Here is a 14,107-nt window from a genome sequence, read left to right on the forward strand (position 1 = left end):
TCTGGCCTCGATTTATCCCACAAGACTCTGGCGATGCAGTTCGCGCGGCCCTTACAGGGTGATTTCATGTTTGGCTTGTCTTTTTTTCAAATTGGCATGCTGCCGGGGCGTTGGTGTGAAACCACAGCTTGCGATGGAATGGACATTTGTATAAATTGTTAGGGTACCAAATTATATTTGCGGGAGACATAACTGGTGGCCGATCAAGCGGATGCAGTCGATGTAGAAGATACGGTCCGCCAAGCGCCAGCGCGCATCCGGTATCTGGCCGAGGGTGACTACGTAACCCGCCGCTATGTCAGCCAGGGCGCCGAAATCAACACCGGCGAATACTGTGATTATGATTGCGTCGTGCGCGATGGCATGCCCATCCGCGACCACTTCGTGCTTGATACCCATGGCTTCATGATCAGCAAGCATCAGACAGCCATCAAGGATTTCCACGACAGGTCCACAGTCGATACGCTGTATCTGGATGAAGTGGAAGAACTCGTGGCTGGACTGTGCGGAGCCACGCGGGTTGCAGCGCAAGGATGGATGATCCGCACTTCCGCCGATCTTACCGCACGGGCCAAAGAGAAAGTCGAAGGCTATCAGCACAGCGGCGGCATTCAACCACCTGCGGGCGAGGCGCATGTCGATTACAACGAATTGACCGGCCGCCGATCGGCGGCGCGCATATATGCTGGTCGTTTCCCCGATGCACCCGGATACAAGCGCTATATCTGCTTTTCGCTATGGCGCACATTTTCACCGGGGCCGCAGGACTGGCCGCTGGCAGTGTGCGATGGGCGTACCGTGGGGGACGAGGAAACGGCCTCAAATACCCTGTTTGTTGTGGATGAATTCCCGACAGGTGATGCCTTGACCGCCCCCGTCGAGGGCGAAGATCAAATGATCGCAGCTACCATCTTTCGTCATCGTGAACGGCACAGGTGGTGGTATTTTTCGAACATGACGGCCGACGATGTATTGCTGTTCAAATTTCAGGATAGCGATCATTCGGTCACATGGCGTTGTCCGCACACGGCTTTTCACGACACAAGCCTGCCCGATACGCAAACGCGAATGAGCATCGAAGTGCGGTGCATCGCTTTCTTTGAATAGCCCAAAAGGGAAGGTAGTTGACGTCTCCTGCGTTTGTCGACAGGGGGCAGAAATGATCGACGCTCGCCACTTCCGTAACGTCCTCGGCACCTGGCCGACTGGCGTATGTGTTATCACTGCTGTTGATGCCGATGGTCAGCGCCACGGCATGGTGGTGGGTTCATTCTCGTCAATCTCGCTCGAACCGCCGCTGGTGGGCTTTTTCCCGGACAAGCGTTCCAGTACCTGGCCAAAAATTGCCGCGAGTGGCCGGTTCTGCGTTAACGTGTTGGGAGCAGGCCAGTTGGACTTGTGCAACCGTTTCGCCTCGCGTGCAGAAGATAAGTACGCCGAATTGGCGCATGGAGAGAGCCCGTCAGGCCAACCGCTTCTCGATGATGCAATCGCATGGATTGACTGTACGATCGAACGCGTTGAGGAAATCGGTGATCACTTGCTGGTGGTCGGCGCTGTGGAAGCGCTTGATCGACGCGAGGATGGCACGCCGCTGCTGTTCTTCCGGGGGCAGTATCATGACGTGGCAGATTTACCCGGCGTTTAATCGCTGATCAGAGATGAGCGCCAAGCGTTCTGGAAGCTGAAATCTGGTTGCGTTTTTGATATCGGTCAAGGTCTGGGCAGTTGCGCAGCATTAGTGATAGCTGCGACGAAACGGAGAGCTTTCGCTCTCTGGGCTACCTCTCCGCTTCGCCGATTTCTCCCCTACTCGGGCGGTCTGGTATTCCGACCGCCCCATTTTTCATATCCAAATGACCCTCCAAGGCCTGATCTTGGCGATTGAACAGCGGTTTGGCACTTTCGCCAATTGCGGGACGTTGCGTGCAATGGTAACGCAAGCCAATGACCCCATGCGATACCTGCGTTGTCCGTAACCGTGCGATTTGCTCTGGCCTTGACGATGCTGAGCTTGTGGCGCTCAACAACATCGGTCGGCGGCGCAATGTTACGGCTGGCGAACCGCTGATTTGGGAAGACGACGATTCACTTCTCGTCGCCAATGTCATCGAAGGTGTCCTCAAACTCACGACCAGCACAGAAGACGGCCGGGAACAGATTGTCGGCGTGGCCTATCCATCCGATTTCATCGGACGCCCGTTCGGTCAAACCAGCAGCGCCAGCGTCGTTGCATTAACCGACGCGCGGGTCTGCGTATTTTCGCGCAACGATTTTGACCGGTTTGCGCGCGAACATCCTGAACTTGAACACAAGTTGCTTGAGCGCACGCTGGCCGAACTGGACCGCACCCGGTCATGGATGATGCTGTTGGGGCGCAAAAATGCGTCGGAAAAGATCGCTACGTTCCTGTTGGAAATGTCTGACCGTCTGGCTGACAGCAGTTGCACAGGGGCAATTGGCCCTGCCAAACGGTTCTCGCTGCCATTTTCGCGCCAACAAGTGGCCGATTTGCTGGGGCTGACGATCGAGACGGTAAGCCGCCAATTCACCAAGCTCAAAAATGATGGCGTGGTGGAACTGCCTTCTCGCCGCGAGGTTGAGATCGTCAACCGTGGTGCGCTGCTCGCTTTGGCGGGCTGACAGCCTTGTGCCATAGGGCTTGAATGGGTCGGCCTTAGGCATTTTACCTGCAAGTTCCCATGCAGGCCAAAGCGCTGCTCAAATGCGGAGTCTGATCCTTGATCGTCAAACCCATCCCGTCAGTAAAGACCATCGTCCGCAATGTCTGGAAGCCGCTGACGTTTCTGTTCGTCTGGGACGTGGTGGTGACGGTCACATATTATGTCTTGCCATTTCGCGCGCCGCAATTGCCGCTCACTCTTCTGGGTTCGGTTGTTGCGCTGTTCCTGGGCTTTCGCAGCAACTCGGCCTATCAACGCTGGTGGGAAGGGCGGGTGCTGTGGGGGGCCATGATCAACGCCAGTCGCAATCTGGCCCGCGCCACAATCAGCTTCATGCCCGATCCGCAAGGCACGCCACTGGCGCGCGATATCGTGTTCCGCCAAATTGCTTATGTGAACGCCTTGCGGTGCCAGTTGCGGCGCTTGCCCTACGATGCAGAGGTAACAGATTACCTGTCCAAAGTGGAAGAACGTGATGCGATGGGCCGCACCAATGTGGCCAACGCCATTCTGGATGGGACGAGCCACGAGATTGATGGCGCGCGACGGCGGGGGTGGATTGATACGATCCAGCAAACATCGATTGAAAGCGTGTTGATCGACATTGCCAACGCACAAGGCGGTATGGAGCGGCTGAAGAATACGCCACTTCCCAGCCATTTCCGTTTCTATCCCACGCTCTTTGCGCACGTTTTCTGTGTGCTTTTGCCGTTTGGACTAGTGGAGACGCTGGGTTTCGCAACGCCGCTTGGTTCGACCATCGCCGGGTTGATGTTCCTGGCGGTTTTGGCCATCGGCAACGAACTGGTAGATCCGTTTTCCAACACCGTTCACGATCTGCCGCTGGACGCGATGTGTCGCACGATCGAGATCGACTTGTTGCAATCGGTGGGAATGAAGGCACCCGCGCCGGTATTGCCAGTCGGCGGCCGGATTCTGACCTGACGCAAAAGGTGCGGGCAGGGGGGTGACGAGGTGATCCCAGAACCCCTTCAACCTTCCTGCCCGCTATCACCGGGCCCTGCACGCATGGGGGTGAGCAGGGCCCGGTGAAATCGCTTATCAGAAGCGGTAGGCAAGGCCCGCACTGACAACCCATGGATCAAGTGAATGCTTGGTCGTCAGCACTTCGGCATTGCCGGCAAAGAAGTGCGCGGTCGTGTCCATGAAGTACTTCTTGGCATCCAGACTCAGGCCGAGGCCCTTGTCATTCAACGGAACGTCAACGCCTGCTTGCAGGGCGAAGCCCACATCGTTGGAAAAGCGCACTTTGGTAACGCCCAGCGGCACGATGCTTGAGCCGGGCTTTTCGCCGAAATACAGAAACATCGCAGGCCCGGCACCCAGATAAGGCTTCATGCCGCCACCGGTAGGCAAATGGTATTTCAGCGTCAGCGTAGCGGGCAAGACCAGCACATGATCTACGATGTTCGTTGCCGCAGCCAGAGTGCCGGTGCCGCTGACGTGATGCTGGGTAAAGCAGCAGATCGTCTCGGCCGAGATATTTGGCGTGACGAAATATTCCACCGCCAGCGTCGGCACATAATTATCGTTGGCCTTGGTGTTCGCACCAACCGTCAGGTTCAGCGGATCGTTGGTAACCGCAACGATCTTGCCATCAGGCAGCACACCAGTGCCCAGCACCTTCACTTGCAACTTGCCGTCTGCTGAACCGGCAACAGCCGTCGCCGGAGCCAGTGCGGCAGCAGCAATCAGGGCGGGCAGGGCGGCAGTCATCAGCTTTTTCATCGGTCATGTCCTGCACCACGGCTGGTCTACCCCTCGTAGACCCAGACATTGTCCGTGGCTTGAAGCTGCTGATGCATCGCAGCGAATCGTCCGGCATTGACGAAGCGCAAAATTCCCGATTTCCCATCTACGACCAAAGTATAAGCCTGATTTCCGCCGATTTGATGTCGATCAATGTCCGCAGTCCCGGTTGGGTGCAGCGCGGCATCAACATCACTCATGGAAGGAAGGCTCCATGGAATCTGCTCTCAAACGCTCAGGGCTTTGGCTCGCAGGGCTTCTCATCGCCGTACTCGCCTGCGCTGCCGCAGTCGATACAGGCTTCGCTATCCACATGGGCATTGTCGGCCTAGCCTGCATCATCGGGCTGATCGTCACTTTGCGCGGGCTTGATCTGTCCCGCGCCATCCTTTCGCCCGATCAAGGGAGATATGACGATGACGTGATCCGCTGGGGTGTCATCGCCACGGTGTTCTGGGGCATGGCCGGGTTCCTTGTGGGCCTGATCATCGCGCTGCAACTGGCATTGCCAGTGCTTAATCTGGGGCTGGAATGGACCGCATTCGGCCGGTTACGCCCGCTGCACACATCTGCTGTCATCTTCGCATTTGGAGGCAACGCGCTGATCGCCACGTCGTTCTACGTCGTGCAGCGTACTTGCCGGGCGAGGCTGGCCTTCCCCGGCCTCGCCCGTTTCGTGTTTTGGGGATACCAGCTGTTCATCGTGCTGGCCGCCACCGGCTATCTGCTGGGCATCACGCAAGCCAAGGAATACGCCGAGCCTGAATGGTACGTCGATATCTGGCTGACCATCGTTTGGGTCGCTTATCTGGCGGTCTTTGTCGGCACGATCATCAAGCGGACCGAGCCGCATATCTATGTGGCAAACTGGTTCTACCTCTCGTTCATCATAACCGTGGCGATGCTGCACATCGTCAATAACCTGAACTGGCCCGTCAGCTTTGTCGGCAGCCGCAGCTTCCCGGTTTTCGCAGGCGTGCAGGGCGCGCTGGTGCAGTGGTGGTACGGCCATAATGCGGTCGGCTTCTTCCTCACCGCAGGTTTTCTGGCGATGATGTACTACTTCGTGCCCAAACAGGCCGAACGTCCGATCTTCTCCTATCGCTTGTCGATCATCCACTTCTGGGCGCTGATCTTCCTCTATATCTGGGCAGGTCCGCACCACCTTCACTACACCGCCTTGCCCGATTGGGCGCAGACGCTGGGCATGGTCTTCTCGGTCATGCTGTGGATGCCAAGCTGGGGCGGCATGATCAACGGCCTGATGACGCTAAACGGCGCATGGGACAAAGTCCGCACCGATCCGATCATCCGCATGATGGTGATGGCGCTGGCGTTCTACGGGATGAGCACGTTCGAAGGCCCGATGATGTCGATCAAGTCGGTCAACAGCCTGTCGCACTATACCGATTGGACCATCGGCCACGTTCATTCCGGCGCTTTGGGCTGGAACGGCATGATCACCTTTGCCTGCGTCTATTACATGGTGCCGCGTCTATGGGCCAAACCGCGCCTCTACAGCTTGCGCATGGTCAATTGGCACTTCTGGCTGGCCACTGTGGGCATCGTTTTCTACGCCTCGTCAATGTGGGTTGCCGGCATCACCCAGGGCCTGATGTGGCGCGAATATGGCGCTGACGGATATCTGGTGAACAGCTTTGCCGAAACCGTGCTTGCGCTGAAACCGATGTACTTCCTGCGCGCTTTTGGTGGCCTCTTGTTCCTCAGCGGTGCGGTGGTGATGACCGTCAACGTGTGGCGCACCATCCTTGGCCACCAGCGTGACGAGGCACCGATGCGCGATGCCGCCTTCGATCCCGCAAAGGATCGCCCGCTCGTCGCGGTTGCGGCCTGATCCAGATCTTTCCGGAGAAAATCCCATGACCACAATCGTGGAACGCCACAAGAAACTGGAACGCAATGTCACCCTGCTGGGCCTTGCTGCCTTTGCAGCGGTGACGGTGGGCGGCATCGTAGAGATCGCGCCGCTGTTCTGGATCGATAACACCATCGAAAAGGTGGAGGGCATGCGGCCTTACACCCCGCTCGAACAAGCCGGACGCGACATCTACATTCGCGAAGGCTGCTACAACTGCCACAGCCAGATGATCCGCCCGTTTCGCGACGAGGTCGAACGCTATGGCCACTACAGCCTCGCGGCGGAATCGATGTACGACCATCCTTTCCAATGGGGATCAAAGCGCACCGGGCCTGATCTGGCGCGCGTCGGCAATCGCTATTCGGATGAATGGCATGTCCAGCATTTGAAAGATCCGCGCAGCCTGGTGCCGGAATCAATCATGCCGACATATGCCCATCTGGCCGAGCATGAGTTGAACGCAGGCGACATGACGGCGGAATTGCGCACGCTATATCAAGTGGGCGTGCCCTATTCGCCGGACGACATTGCCAAGGCCAATGACGATCTGAAAGTTCAGGCACAGGCCGATGGCGATGCGACTGATCTGAAGAAGCGCTACCCCAAGGCACAGGCGCGCGATTTCGATGGCGATCCCAAGCGCCTGACCGAAATGGATGCGCTGGTCGCCTATCTGCAAATGCTGGGCACGCTGGTCGATGTGAACGCCCCTGCCGCGCAAGAAGCGCTGGCGAAGGAGAAGGGCCGATGAGCACGCACTCCACGTATGACCTGCTGCGGCATCTGGCCGACAGCTGGGGGCTGGTGATGATGACCGTCATCTTCCTTGGCCTTTGCGCATGGCCCTTCCGGCCCGGTGCACGGCCAATGAACCGCGATGCTGCCAATTCGATCTTCAAGGACGAAAGCGATGTCTAAACCACGTCTGGATGACGCAACCGGCGTCGAAACCGTTGGCCATGAATGGGATGGCATCGAAGAACTGAACAACCCCCTGCCGCGCTGGTGGCTGTGGTCGTTCTATGCCTGCATCGTCTTCGCAATCGGCTATAGCGTGGTCTATCCCGCTATTCCGATGCTCAACACTGCAACCGCAGGCACATTCGGCTGGTCCAGCCGGGGTGATCTGGACAAGGAAATGAAGGCTGAATCCTTGCGGACAGCAGCCATCCGCTCAGAACTCGATAAAGCCTCGATTGAACAGATTGCGACCGATCCCCGCCTGCGCCGTGCCGCAATTGATGGTGGCCGCGCTGCATTCAAGGTCAATTGCATCCAGTGCCACGGCAACGGCGCAGCGGGCAGCGCAGGCTATCCTAACCTCAATGACGATGATTGGCTGTGGGGCGGCGATTCTGCGGCCATTCATCAGACGCTGGTCAACGGCATTCGCCAGCCCGGCGATGACGCCACGCGGATGAGCATGATGCCAGCCTTCGGGCGCGACGGCATCCTGACAGCACCCCAAGTACAGGATGTGGTCAGCCATGTTCGCCTGATTGCTGGCGAGGAAAAACCCAGCGCATCGGCGCAACGTGGTGCCGAAATCTATACCGCCAATTGCGCGGTGTGCCACGGCGCGAATGGTGAAGGCAGCCGCGCAGTCGGTGCGCCAAAGCTTAGCGATGCGATCTGGCTTTATGGCGGTGATCGCAAGGCTCTGACGCAAACCATCACCAATGCCCGTTACGGCGTGATGCCATCGTGGGGTAACCGGCTTGATCCGGTAACCGTCAAGATGCTGGCAACATACGTCCATTCGCTGGGCGGCGGTGAAGCAGCGCCTGCTCCGGCAGCAGACCCAGCGGCACCCGTAGCACCCGCCACAGTAGCCCAATAAACCGAAAACAGGACACACGGCCATGAACGCGCACGATCCCAAAATGAGCGCGGACCACTCCAACGAAATCGGCATGTACGAAAAACGTAAGGCCGTTTTCCCCAAGGCCATTGATGGCGCGTTCCGGCGCTTCAAGTGGCTGGTCATGGCCGTGTGTCTGGCAATCTACTGGGGCACCCCGTGGATCCGCTGGGATCGCGGGTCTTATGCTCCCGATCAGGCGGTGTTGATCGATATGGCGAACCGCCGGTTCTTCATGTTCAACATCGAAATCTGGCCGCACGAATTTTACTTTGTGGCAGGTCTGCTAATTATGGCGGGGATCGGCCTGTTCCTCGTTACCAGCGTGGTCGGGCGCGCATGGTGCGGTTATGCCTGCCCGCAAACGGTATGGACCGATCTGTTCCAGCACGTTGACCGGCTGATCGATGGCGATCGCAACGCCCAATTGCGGCTGCAAAAGGCTCCATGGGGACCGGCCAAGATCGCACGGCGCGGTCTGAAGTGGGGCATTTACCTTGGGATCAGCTTCGCCACAGGCGGCGCTTGGATTTTCTACTTCGCCGATGCGCCTACCCTGCAGTACGAATTCTGGACCGGCACGGCGGCGCCTGTCGCTTATGCCACCACTTTTGTGCTGACGATGACGACGTTCATTTTCGGCGGCTTCATGCGCGAACAAGTTTGCATTTACATGTGCCCTTGGCCGCGCATCCAGACCGCGATGCTCGATGAAAAGTCGTTGCTCGTCACATATAAAGACTGGCGCGGCGAACCGCGTGGTTCGGTCAAGTCGGCGCTCAAGGCCGCCACCCCGCTGGGTGATTGCATTGATTGCATGCAATGCGTGGCCGTGTGCCCCACCGGTATCGATATCCGCGAAGGGCCGCAAATCGGCTGCATCACTTGCGCATTGTGCATTGATGCTTGCGACAAGGCGATGGCTGATGTCGGACGTCCGCGCGGTCTGATCGATTACTGTACGCTGGACGATGCGGAGCGCGAAAAGCGCGGCGAAACTTCCGTGCCGATTTTGAAGACAGTCTTCCGCCCGCGCACGCTGGTCTACCTCGGCGTATGGTCGGGCATCGGCCTCGCGCTGCTGTTCGCCCTGGGCCAGCGTGAGCGCATGGACATCTCCATCGCCAAGGATCGCAACCCCGAATACGTCACCCTGTCCGACGGCTCGGTGCGCAATGCCTACACGCTTAAGCTGCGGAACATGGAATCGCGTCCGCGCACATTCCGCATCGAACTGCGCGGGCTGGATAACGGCACGATCTATACTGACGAGATGGATTCCACCGCTGCACGCCGCCAATTGACCGTCGAAGTGCCCTCAGACACCACCAAACCGGTCCGTGTCTATGCCCTCGTCCCCCGTGGTAGCGCGCCTGCCGAATTTGCTCTCGTCCTTGTCGCGACCGACAAGGAAGGCGGCACAGACATCAGCGAAACGACCTTCACCACAGCACAAGGAAACGGCCAATGATCCCGCCACGCCGCATCCGCACTTTCACCGGCTGGCATATGGCACTGATTCTCATCAGTTTCTTTGCCGTTGTCGTGGGCGTAAACCTCCTGATGGCGCGCTTCGCCTCGTCCACCTTCGGCGGGGTCGTGGTTGAAAACTCCTACGTCGCCAGCCAGCAATTCAACGGCTGGTTGAAGCAGGCCAGCGCCGAACAGGCGCTTGGCTGGAAAGGCGCGATTGCCCGCGATGATGAGGGACGCGCAACGCTGCAACTGCTTGATAAGGATAGTAAACCAATCTCCGCAGCCAAGGTAACCGCCGTGGCAGAGCACCCTCTGGGCCGTCGCCCCACAACCGCTTTGGTCCTGCACGAAACCCGCCCCGGCACTTATGCCGCGCCTTTGGAAGTAGGCCGCTGGCGCCTGCGCATCACGGTCGAGGCCCAGGGCAAGGCATGGCGCACGATGGGCGAAGTGCTATGAGCGTCGTCGCCTTCAAAAAGCCTGAGATAACAGCGCCTATCCACACCATATTGGCCGTCCCCACCATGCACTGCGCCGGATGCATGGGCAAAGTCGAACGCGCGTTCGGCAAGGTAGAAGGCGTCCATTCCGCCCGCACCAACCTGACCGCCCGCACCGTCAAAGTCGTTCACGAACCTTACGTAGAAATGCCAGCACTGGTCGCCGCACTCGCCGCTACCGGCTTCGAAGCCCAGGTGCGCGAGCCCGAGGCAGAGCCTGTATCGGCAGTAAAGCCCTTGCTCGCGCCGCTGGGCGTTGCGGCATTTGCCTGCATGAACGTGATGCTGATGTCTGTCAGCGTCTGGTCGGGCGCGGATGGCACAATGCGGTCGCTATTCCATTGGGTTTCCGCGCTGATCGGCGTTCCCGCCATCGTTTATGCTGGCCGCCCGTTCTTCGCCTCGGCGCTCAAGGTTTTGCGCCATGGCAAGACCAATATGGACGTGCCGATCTCTATCGGCGTCACTATCGCCACCGGCCTGTCGTTCTATGAAACGCTGACCGGCGGGGCTGAAGCGTGGTTTGATGGCGTGCTGATGCTGCTGATGTTCCTGCTCGCGGGGCGTGTGCTGGATGCCATGATGCGGGATCGTGCGCGGTCGGGCGTCGATGCGCTGCTGCGGCAGGCCGCAACCGGCGCGATGGTGATCGAGGCTGATGGCGCTACCCGTTGGATTGATGCAAAATCCCTGCTTCCCGGCATGCTGATGCGCGTGGCCGCTGGTGAACGGCTGGCCGCCGATGGGGAAGTTCTGCGCGGAAACACCCGCTTTGACCAATCGCTGCTTACGGGTGAAAGCGAGCCGGTAAAGGCAGGGCCTGGCGCGCTGGTCCATGCAGGCACGCTTAACGCCGATGTGCCGGTCGATGTGCGCGTCACCGCCACGGGACAGGACACCGCGCTGTCCGAAATCGCGCGACTGATGGAAGTTGCCGGACAATCGCGCTCGAAATACGTGCGGATCGCGGATCGCGCATCCCGGCTCTATGCGCCTGCGGTGCATACGTTGGCGGCGGTGACTTTTGCCGGATGGATGCTGGCAGGGGCTGGGGTCTACCATTCGCTCGTCATCGCCATCGCCGTACTGATCATCACGTGCCCTTGCGCGCTCGGCCTTGCCGTGCCTGTGGCGCAAGTCGTGGCGGCAGGCGCGCTGATGAAGCGCGGCGTGCTGGTCAAAGACGGTTCGGCGCTGGAGCGCATGGCTGAAGTTGATCGGCTGCTGCTCGATAAAACCGGCACGTTAACGCTTGGCCGACCAGTGCCCGATGAAGTTACGCTTGGCGCACTCTCCGATGCAGAGGCCTCGGTCGCGCTCGCCCTTGCCAGCCACAGCCGCCATCCCCTGTCGCAGGGTCTGGTCCAGGCGCTTGGCGGGAGGCGCGCGCGCGCAGCCGAACTGGAAGGCGTGCGCGAAGATGCCGGTGAAGGAGTCAGCGCGCGTTGGAACGGCATTCCTGTAGCACTCGGTCGCCCCGCATCGGCACAGGGTATGGCCACAGCGCTGCGCATTGATGGCAGCCCCGTTCGCGTCATAACGTTTGCTGATCGGCTGCGTCCCGACGCCGAAGCTGCATTGGCGCAATTGGCCGCGATGAAAATCGAAGCATCCATCCTTTCGGGTGACTCTGTCAGCGCAGTGGGCACGATTGCGCGGATCACAGGCCTTACCGCCCAAGCCGCAGCATCGCCCGCTGAAAAGCAGGAAGCCATTGAACGTCTGCAACACGCTGGCCGGAATGTGATGATGGCGGGCGATGGCTTGAACGATGGCCCTGCGCTTGCTGCGGCCAACGCATCCATCGCGCCGGGCACAGCCAGCGATGTGGGACGGCAAGCCGCAGACATGGTGTTTACCGGTGAATCGCTCCTCGCCATCCCCCGCGCCATCCGCGTATCGCGCGCCACCATGCGCGTGGTCCGCCAGAACTTTGTGCTGGCGATCGGATACAACATTCTGGCCGTGCCTTTGGCGATTGCCGGTTTTGTAACGCCATTGGTTGCTGCCATCGCCATGTCGACCAGTTCGCTGATCGTCGTTGCCAATTCTTTGCGCCTTTCAGGAGAAGCCAGATGAACAGCATTGCGATCATGCTGCCGATAGCGCTGGGGATGGGCCTGTTCGGATTGGCTGCGTTTTTCTGGGCTCTGAAACGTGGGCAATTCGGCGATTTGGACGGTGCTGCAGCGCGCATCCTGATCGAAGAGGATGACGAGCTATGAGCCGCTTGCTCAAACTGCTCGCTCCGCTGGCGATACTCCAGATGGCCAGCCCCGCGCCTGCGCAAGCCTCGTTCATGATGGTGCCATCATGCGGCGGAGCAGGTGGCATGGTGCCCATCCGCATCCCCGGAAAAAGAGACGGCAATACCAATCAGCCCTGCTGCAAAGTTTGTCATATCTCAATGCGCAAGCGTTTTGCCGCCGATATCTGTTGCGATGACAGTGATAGGGAAGACGACAATGACGGCTTTGGGGAATGGAGCGACGACGACAGCGAAGACGTCACGTGAAGGCGATAACCTGACCGAAACCTTTGCCGAATGGGCCTATTATCCCGAACTGCTGGAACGCCCGGTTCCGCGTTACACCAGCTATCCTACCGCTGCAGAATTCGTCGACGAAAGCTTTGAAGAACGCCAGCGCGCCGCATTGCAAGCCATGCGCGGAAACGTCTCGCTTTATCTCCACATCCCCTATTGTCAGGAAATCTGCTGGTACTGCGGCTGCAACACTGGTGCCGCGAACAAGGTTCAGCGTCTCACCGCCTATCTCGAAGCGTTACATCACGAAATTGAACTGGTTGCGCGCAATCTCCATCCCTCGGTCCACATAGCGCGTATAGCCTTTGGTGGGGGCAGCCCCAATGCGATCAAGCCGACAGATTTTGTGCGGTTGGTAGACAAGCTGACCCTCAATTTCCGCCTGTCGAACCCGGTGATCTCTATCGAACTTGATCCGCGCGGGCTGGCTGCCGATTGGTTCATGGCGGTGCGCGGCATTGGCGTGATCAAGGCCAGCCTTGGCGTGCAAACGCTCGATCCCAGGATCCAGGCCGCCATCGGGCGCGTCCAACCGCGCGAACATATTGAACGCGCCGTGGAAGGCCTGCGCAACGCGGGCGTGGCTTCGATCAACTTTGATTTGATGTACGGCCTGCCGTTCCAGGATGATGCGGTGCTGGCCGAGACACTGGACCAGTCAATCGCGATGGGTGCAGACCGGATCGCCCTGTTCGGTTACGCCCACGTGCCGCACATGATCCCGCGCCAAAAGCGCATCGATGCCAGCGAATTGCCCGATCAACGCGCCCGCTTCCGCATGGCCGCCGAAGGCTATGCGCGCCTTACCACTGCGGGCTATGATGCGGTTGGCTTTGATCACTTTGCGCTGCCGGGTGATGACCTTGCGCTCGCTTCCAAGGCCGGCACATTGCGCCGCAATTTTCAAGGCTTTACCGAAGACCAGTCGTCCGTGATCATCGGCCTTGGCGCTTCGTCCATCAGCGAATTTCCCGAAGTGTTCGTGCAGAATGAAAAGAACGCCGGACGCTATCGGATGTTGGTTGGTGCAGACCAGTTGACCGGGCGCAAGGGCGTGGTGCGTACCGCAGATGACCGTCGGCGCGGGGCCATCATCACCGATCTTCTGTGCCGGGGCAAAGCAACCATCGACGTTGATTTGCTGGCGATCAACCGCGACCGTCTGGAACCCTTCATCCAGCGCGGTCTTGCCAGGCTTGATGGCAATAGTCTTGAATTGCTGGCGGGCAATGAACCCTATGCGCGTTCAATCGCTGCTGTTTTTGATGCCTATCGTGGCGGAGAGAAGCAATTCAGCTCGGCCATTTGATCCAAGAATAGCTATGCATCCGCTCTTAGCAGGTGCACAATCTGTCTCACTCGCGTTAAGCCAGCATTCCAGCAGGGAATATG

General features: G+C 59.0%; 16 protein-coding genes. 14 read left to right on the plus strand and 2 right to left on the minus strand.

The genetic code is table 11. The annotated features are described in order from the left end of the window. Positions 1-195: 195 nt before the first annotated feature. The 4 genes from B7Y89_RS08000 (at position 196) to B7Y89_RS08015 (ending at position 3,629) form a co-directional block, all read left to right on the plus strand. Entirely contained in the window at positions 196-1,107 is a 912-nt protein-coding gene (locus B7Y89_RS08000) for a CmcJ/NvfI family oxidoreductase (RefSeq protein ID WP_292937402.1), read from the plus strand. A gap of 52 nt (positions 1,108-1,159) precedes the next feature. Continuing rightward, positions 1,160-1,648, plus strand: coding sequence for a flavin reductase family protein (locus tag B7Y89_RS08005; RefSeq protein ID WP_292937404.1), 489 nt, complete (start codon positions 1,160-1,162; stop codon positions 1,646-1,648). Positions 1,649-1,947: 299 nt separating this feature from the next. Continuing rightward, positions 1,948-2,643, plus strand: coding sequence for a Crp/Fnr family transcriptional regulator (locus tag B7Y89_RS08010; RefSeq protein WP_292937406.1), 696 nt, complete (start codon positions 1,948-1,950; stop codon positions 2,641-2,643). A gap of 98 nt (positions 2,644-2,741) precedes the next feature. Then, a complete protein-coding gene (locus B7Y89_RS08015; protein WP_292937408.1) occupies positions 2,742-3,629 on the plus strand; it encodes a bestrophin family ion channel in 888 nt (295 codons plus the stop codon). Positions 3,630-3,746: 117 nt separating this feature from the next. On the opposite strand, the gene B7Y89_RS08020 is transcribed toward B7Y89_RS08015, so the two are convergent. Together B7Y89_RS08020 and B7Y89_RS08025 are read right to left on the minus strand one after the other, a co-directional pair. Next, positions 3,747-4,433, minus strand: a complete 687-nt coding sequence (locus B7Y89_RS08020) for an OmpW family outer membrane protein (RefSeq protein WP_292937410.1) — start codon at positions 4,431-4,433, stop codon at positions 3,747-3,749. Positions 4,434-4,459: 26 nt separating this feature from the next. Next, entirely contained in the window at positions 4,460-4,654 is a 195-nt protein-coding gene (locus B7Y89_RS08025; protein WP_292937411.1) for a hypothetical protein, read from the minus strand. 14 nt (positions 4,655-4,668) lie between these two features. Between B7Y89_RS08025 and ccoN the strand changes: the two genes are divergently transcribed. The 10 genes from ccoN to hemN are packed head-to-tail and all read left to right on the plus strand — an operon-like array spanning position 4,669 to position 14,024. Further along, positions 4,669-6,309 (plus strand): cytochrome-c oxidase, cbb3-type subunit I, encoded by a 1,641-nt coding sequence (ccoN, locus tag B7Y89_RS08030; protein ID WP_292937413.1) that lies wholly within the window; start codon positions 4,669-4,671, stop codon positions 6,307-6,309. Positions 6,310-6,334: 25 nt separating this feature from the next. Then, complete coding sequence (ccoO, locus tag B7Y89_RS08035) at positions 6,335-7,084, plus strand: cytochrome-c oxidase, cbb3-type subunit II (RefSeq protein WP_292937414.1); 750 nt, start codon at positions 6,335-6,337, stop codon at positions 7,082-7,084. Next, on the plus strand, positions 7,081-7,251 hold the full coding sequence (locus B7Y89_RS08040; RefSeq protein WP_292937416.1) for a cbb3-type cytochrome c oxidase subunit 3: 171 nt from the start codon (positions 7,081-7,083) through the stop codon (positions 7,249-7,251). The genes ccoO and B7Y89_RS08040 overlap by 4 nt, the downstream gene beginning before the upstream one ends. Continuing rightward, positions 7,244-8,173 carry a cytochrome-c oxidase, cbb3-type subunit III gene (ccoP, locus tag B7Y89_RS08045; RefSeq protein ID WP_292937418.1) on the plus strand — a complete coding sequence of 310 codons (930 nt, stop codon included), beginning with the start codon at positions 7,244-7,246 and terminating at the stop codon, positions 8,171-8,173. The genes B7Y89_RS08040 and ccoP overlap by 8 nt, the downstream gene beginning before the upstream one ends. A gap of 22 nt (positions 8,174-8,195) precedes the next feature. After that, complete coding sequence (ccoG, locus tag B7Y89_RS08050; RefSeq protein ID WP_292937420.1) at positions 8,196-9,665, plus strand: cytochrome c oxidase accessory protein CcoG; 1,470 nt, start codon at positions 8,196-8,198, stop codon at positions 9,663-9,665. Further along, entirely contained in the window at positions 9,662-10,129 is a 468-nt protein-coding gene (locus tag B7Y89_RS08055) for a FixH family protein (RefSeq protein WP_292937422.1), read from the plus strand. The genes ccoG and B7Y89_RS08055 overlap by 4 nt, the downstream gene beginning before the upstream one ends. Continuing rightward, positions 10,126-12,249, plus strand: a complete 2,124-nt coding sequence (locus B7Y89_RS08060) for a heavy metal translocating P-type ATPase (protein WP_292937424.1) — start codon at positions 10,126-10,128, stop codon at positions 12,247-12,249. The genes B7Y89_RS08055 and B7Y89_RS08060 overlap by 4 nt, the downstream gene beginning before the upstream one ends. Further along, positions 12,246-12,395, plus strand: coding sequence for a cbb3-type cytochrome oxidase assembly protein CcoS (gene ccoS, locus B7Y89_RS08065; protein ID WP_292937426.1), 150 nt, complete (start codon positions 12,246-12,248; stop codon positions 12,393-12,395). Before B7Y89_RS08060 ends, ccoS begins: the two co-directional genes overlap by 4 nt. Further along, positions 12,392-12,685 (plus strand): hypothetical protein, encoded by a 294-nt coding sequence (locus tag B7Y89_RS08070; protein ID WP_292937428.1) that lies wholly within the window; start codon positions 12,392-12,394, stop codon positions 12,683-12,685. The genes ccoS and B7Y89_RS08070 overlap by 4 nt, the downstream gene beginning before the upstream one ends. After that, positions 12,636-14,024, plus strand: a complete 1,389-nt coding sequence (gene hemN / locus B7Y89_RS08075) for an oxygen-independent coproporphyrinogen III oxidase (protein WP_292937429.1) — start codon at positions 12,636-12,638, stop codon at positions 14,022-14,024. The genes B7Y89_RS08070 and hemN overlap by 50 nt, the downstream gene beginning before the upstream one ends. Positions 14,025-14,107: the final 83 nt, after the last annotated feature.

The organism is Novosphingobium sp. 32-60-15, from assembly GCF_002280675.1.
GTDB lineage: Bacteria > Pseudomonadota > Alphaproteobacteria > Sphingomonadales > Sphingomonadaceae > Novosphingobium.

Bases quoted from the DNA above. Each gene is read 5' to 3' on its own strand.
- B7Y89_RS08005 (WP_292937404.1), top strand. From the start codon at position 1,160: ATGATCGACGCTCGCCACTTCCGTAACGTCCTCGGCACCTGGCCGACT.
- B7Y89_RS08010 (WP_292937406.1), top strand. From the start codon at position 1,948: ATGACCCCATGCGATACCTGCGTTGTCCGTAACCGTGCGATTTGCTCT.
- B7Y89_RS08020 (WP_292937410.1), bottom strand. From the start codon at position 4,433: ATGAAAAAGCTGATGACTGCCGCCCTGCCCGCCCTGATTGCTGCTGCC.
- B7Y89_RS08025 (WP_292937411.1), bottom strand. From the start codon at position 4,654: ATGAGTGATGTTGATGCCGCGCTGCACCCAACCGGGACTGCGGACATT.
- ccoN (WP_292937413.1), top strand. From the start codon at position 4,669: ATGGAATCTGCTCTCAAACGCTCAGGGCTTTGGCTCGCAGGGCTTCTC.
- ccoO (WP_292937414.1), top strand. From the start codon at position 6,335: ATGACCACAATCGTGGAACGCCACAAGAAACTGGAACGCAATGTCACC.
- B7Y89_RS08040 (WP_292937416.1), top strand. From the start codon at position 7,081: ATGAGCACGCACTCCACGTATGACCTGCTGCGGCATCTGGCCGACAGC.
- ccoP (WP_292937418.1), top strand. From the start codon at position 7,244: ATGTCTAAACCACGTCTGGATGACGCAACCGGCGTCGAAACCGTTGGC.
- ccoG (WP_292937420.1), top strand. From the start codon at position 8,196: ATGAACGCGCACGATCCCAAAATGAGCGCGGACCACTCCAACGAAATC.
- B7Y89_RS08055 (WP_292937422.1), top strand. From the start codon at position 9,662: ATGATCCCGCCACGCCGCATCCGCACTTTCACCGGCTGGCATATGGCA.
- B7Y89_RS08060 (WP_292937424.1), top strand. From the start codon at position 10,126: ATGAGCGTCGTCGCCTTCAAAAAGCCTGAGATAACAGCGCCTATCCAC.
- ccoS (WP_292937426.1), top strand. From the start codon at position 12,246: ATGAACAGCATTGCGATCATGCTGCCGATAGCGCTGGGGATGGGCCTG.
- B7Y89_RS08070 (WP_292937428.1), top strand. From the start codon at position 12,392: ATGAGCCGCTTGCTCAAACTGCTCGCTCCGCTGGCGATACTCCAGATG.
- hemN (WP_292937429.1), top strand. From the start codon at position 12,636: ATGACGGCTTTGGGGAATGGAGCGACGACGACAGCGAAGACGTCACGT.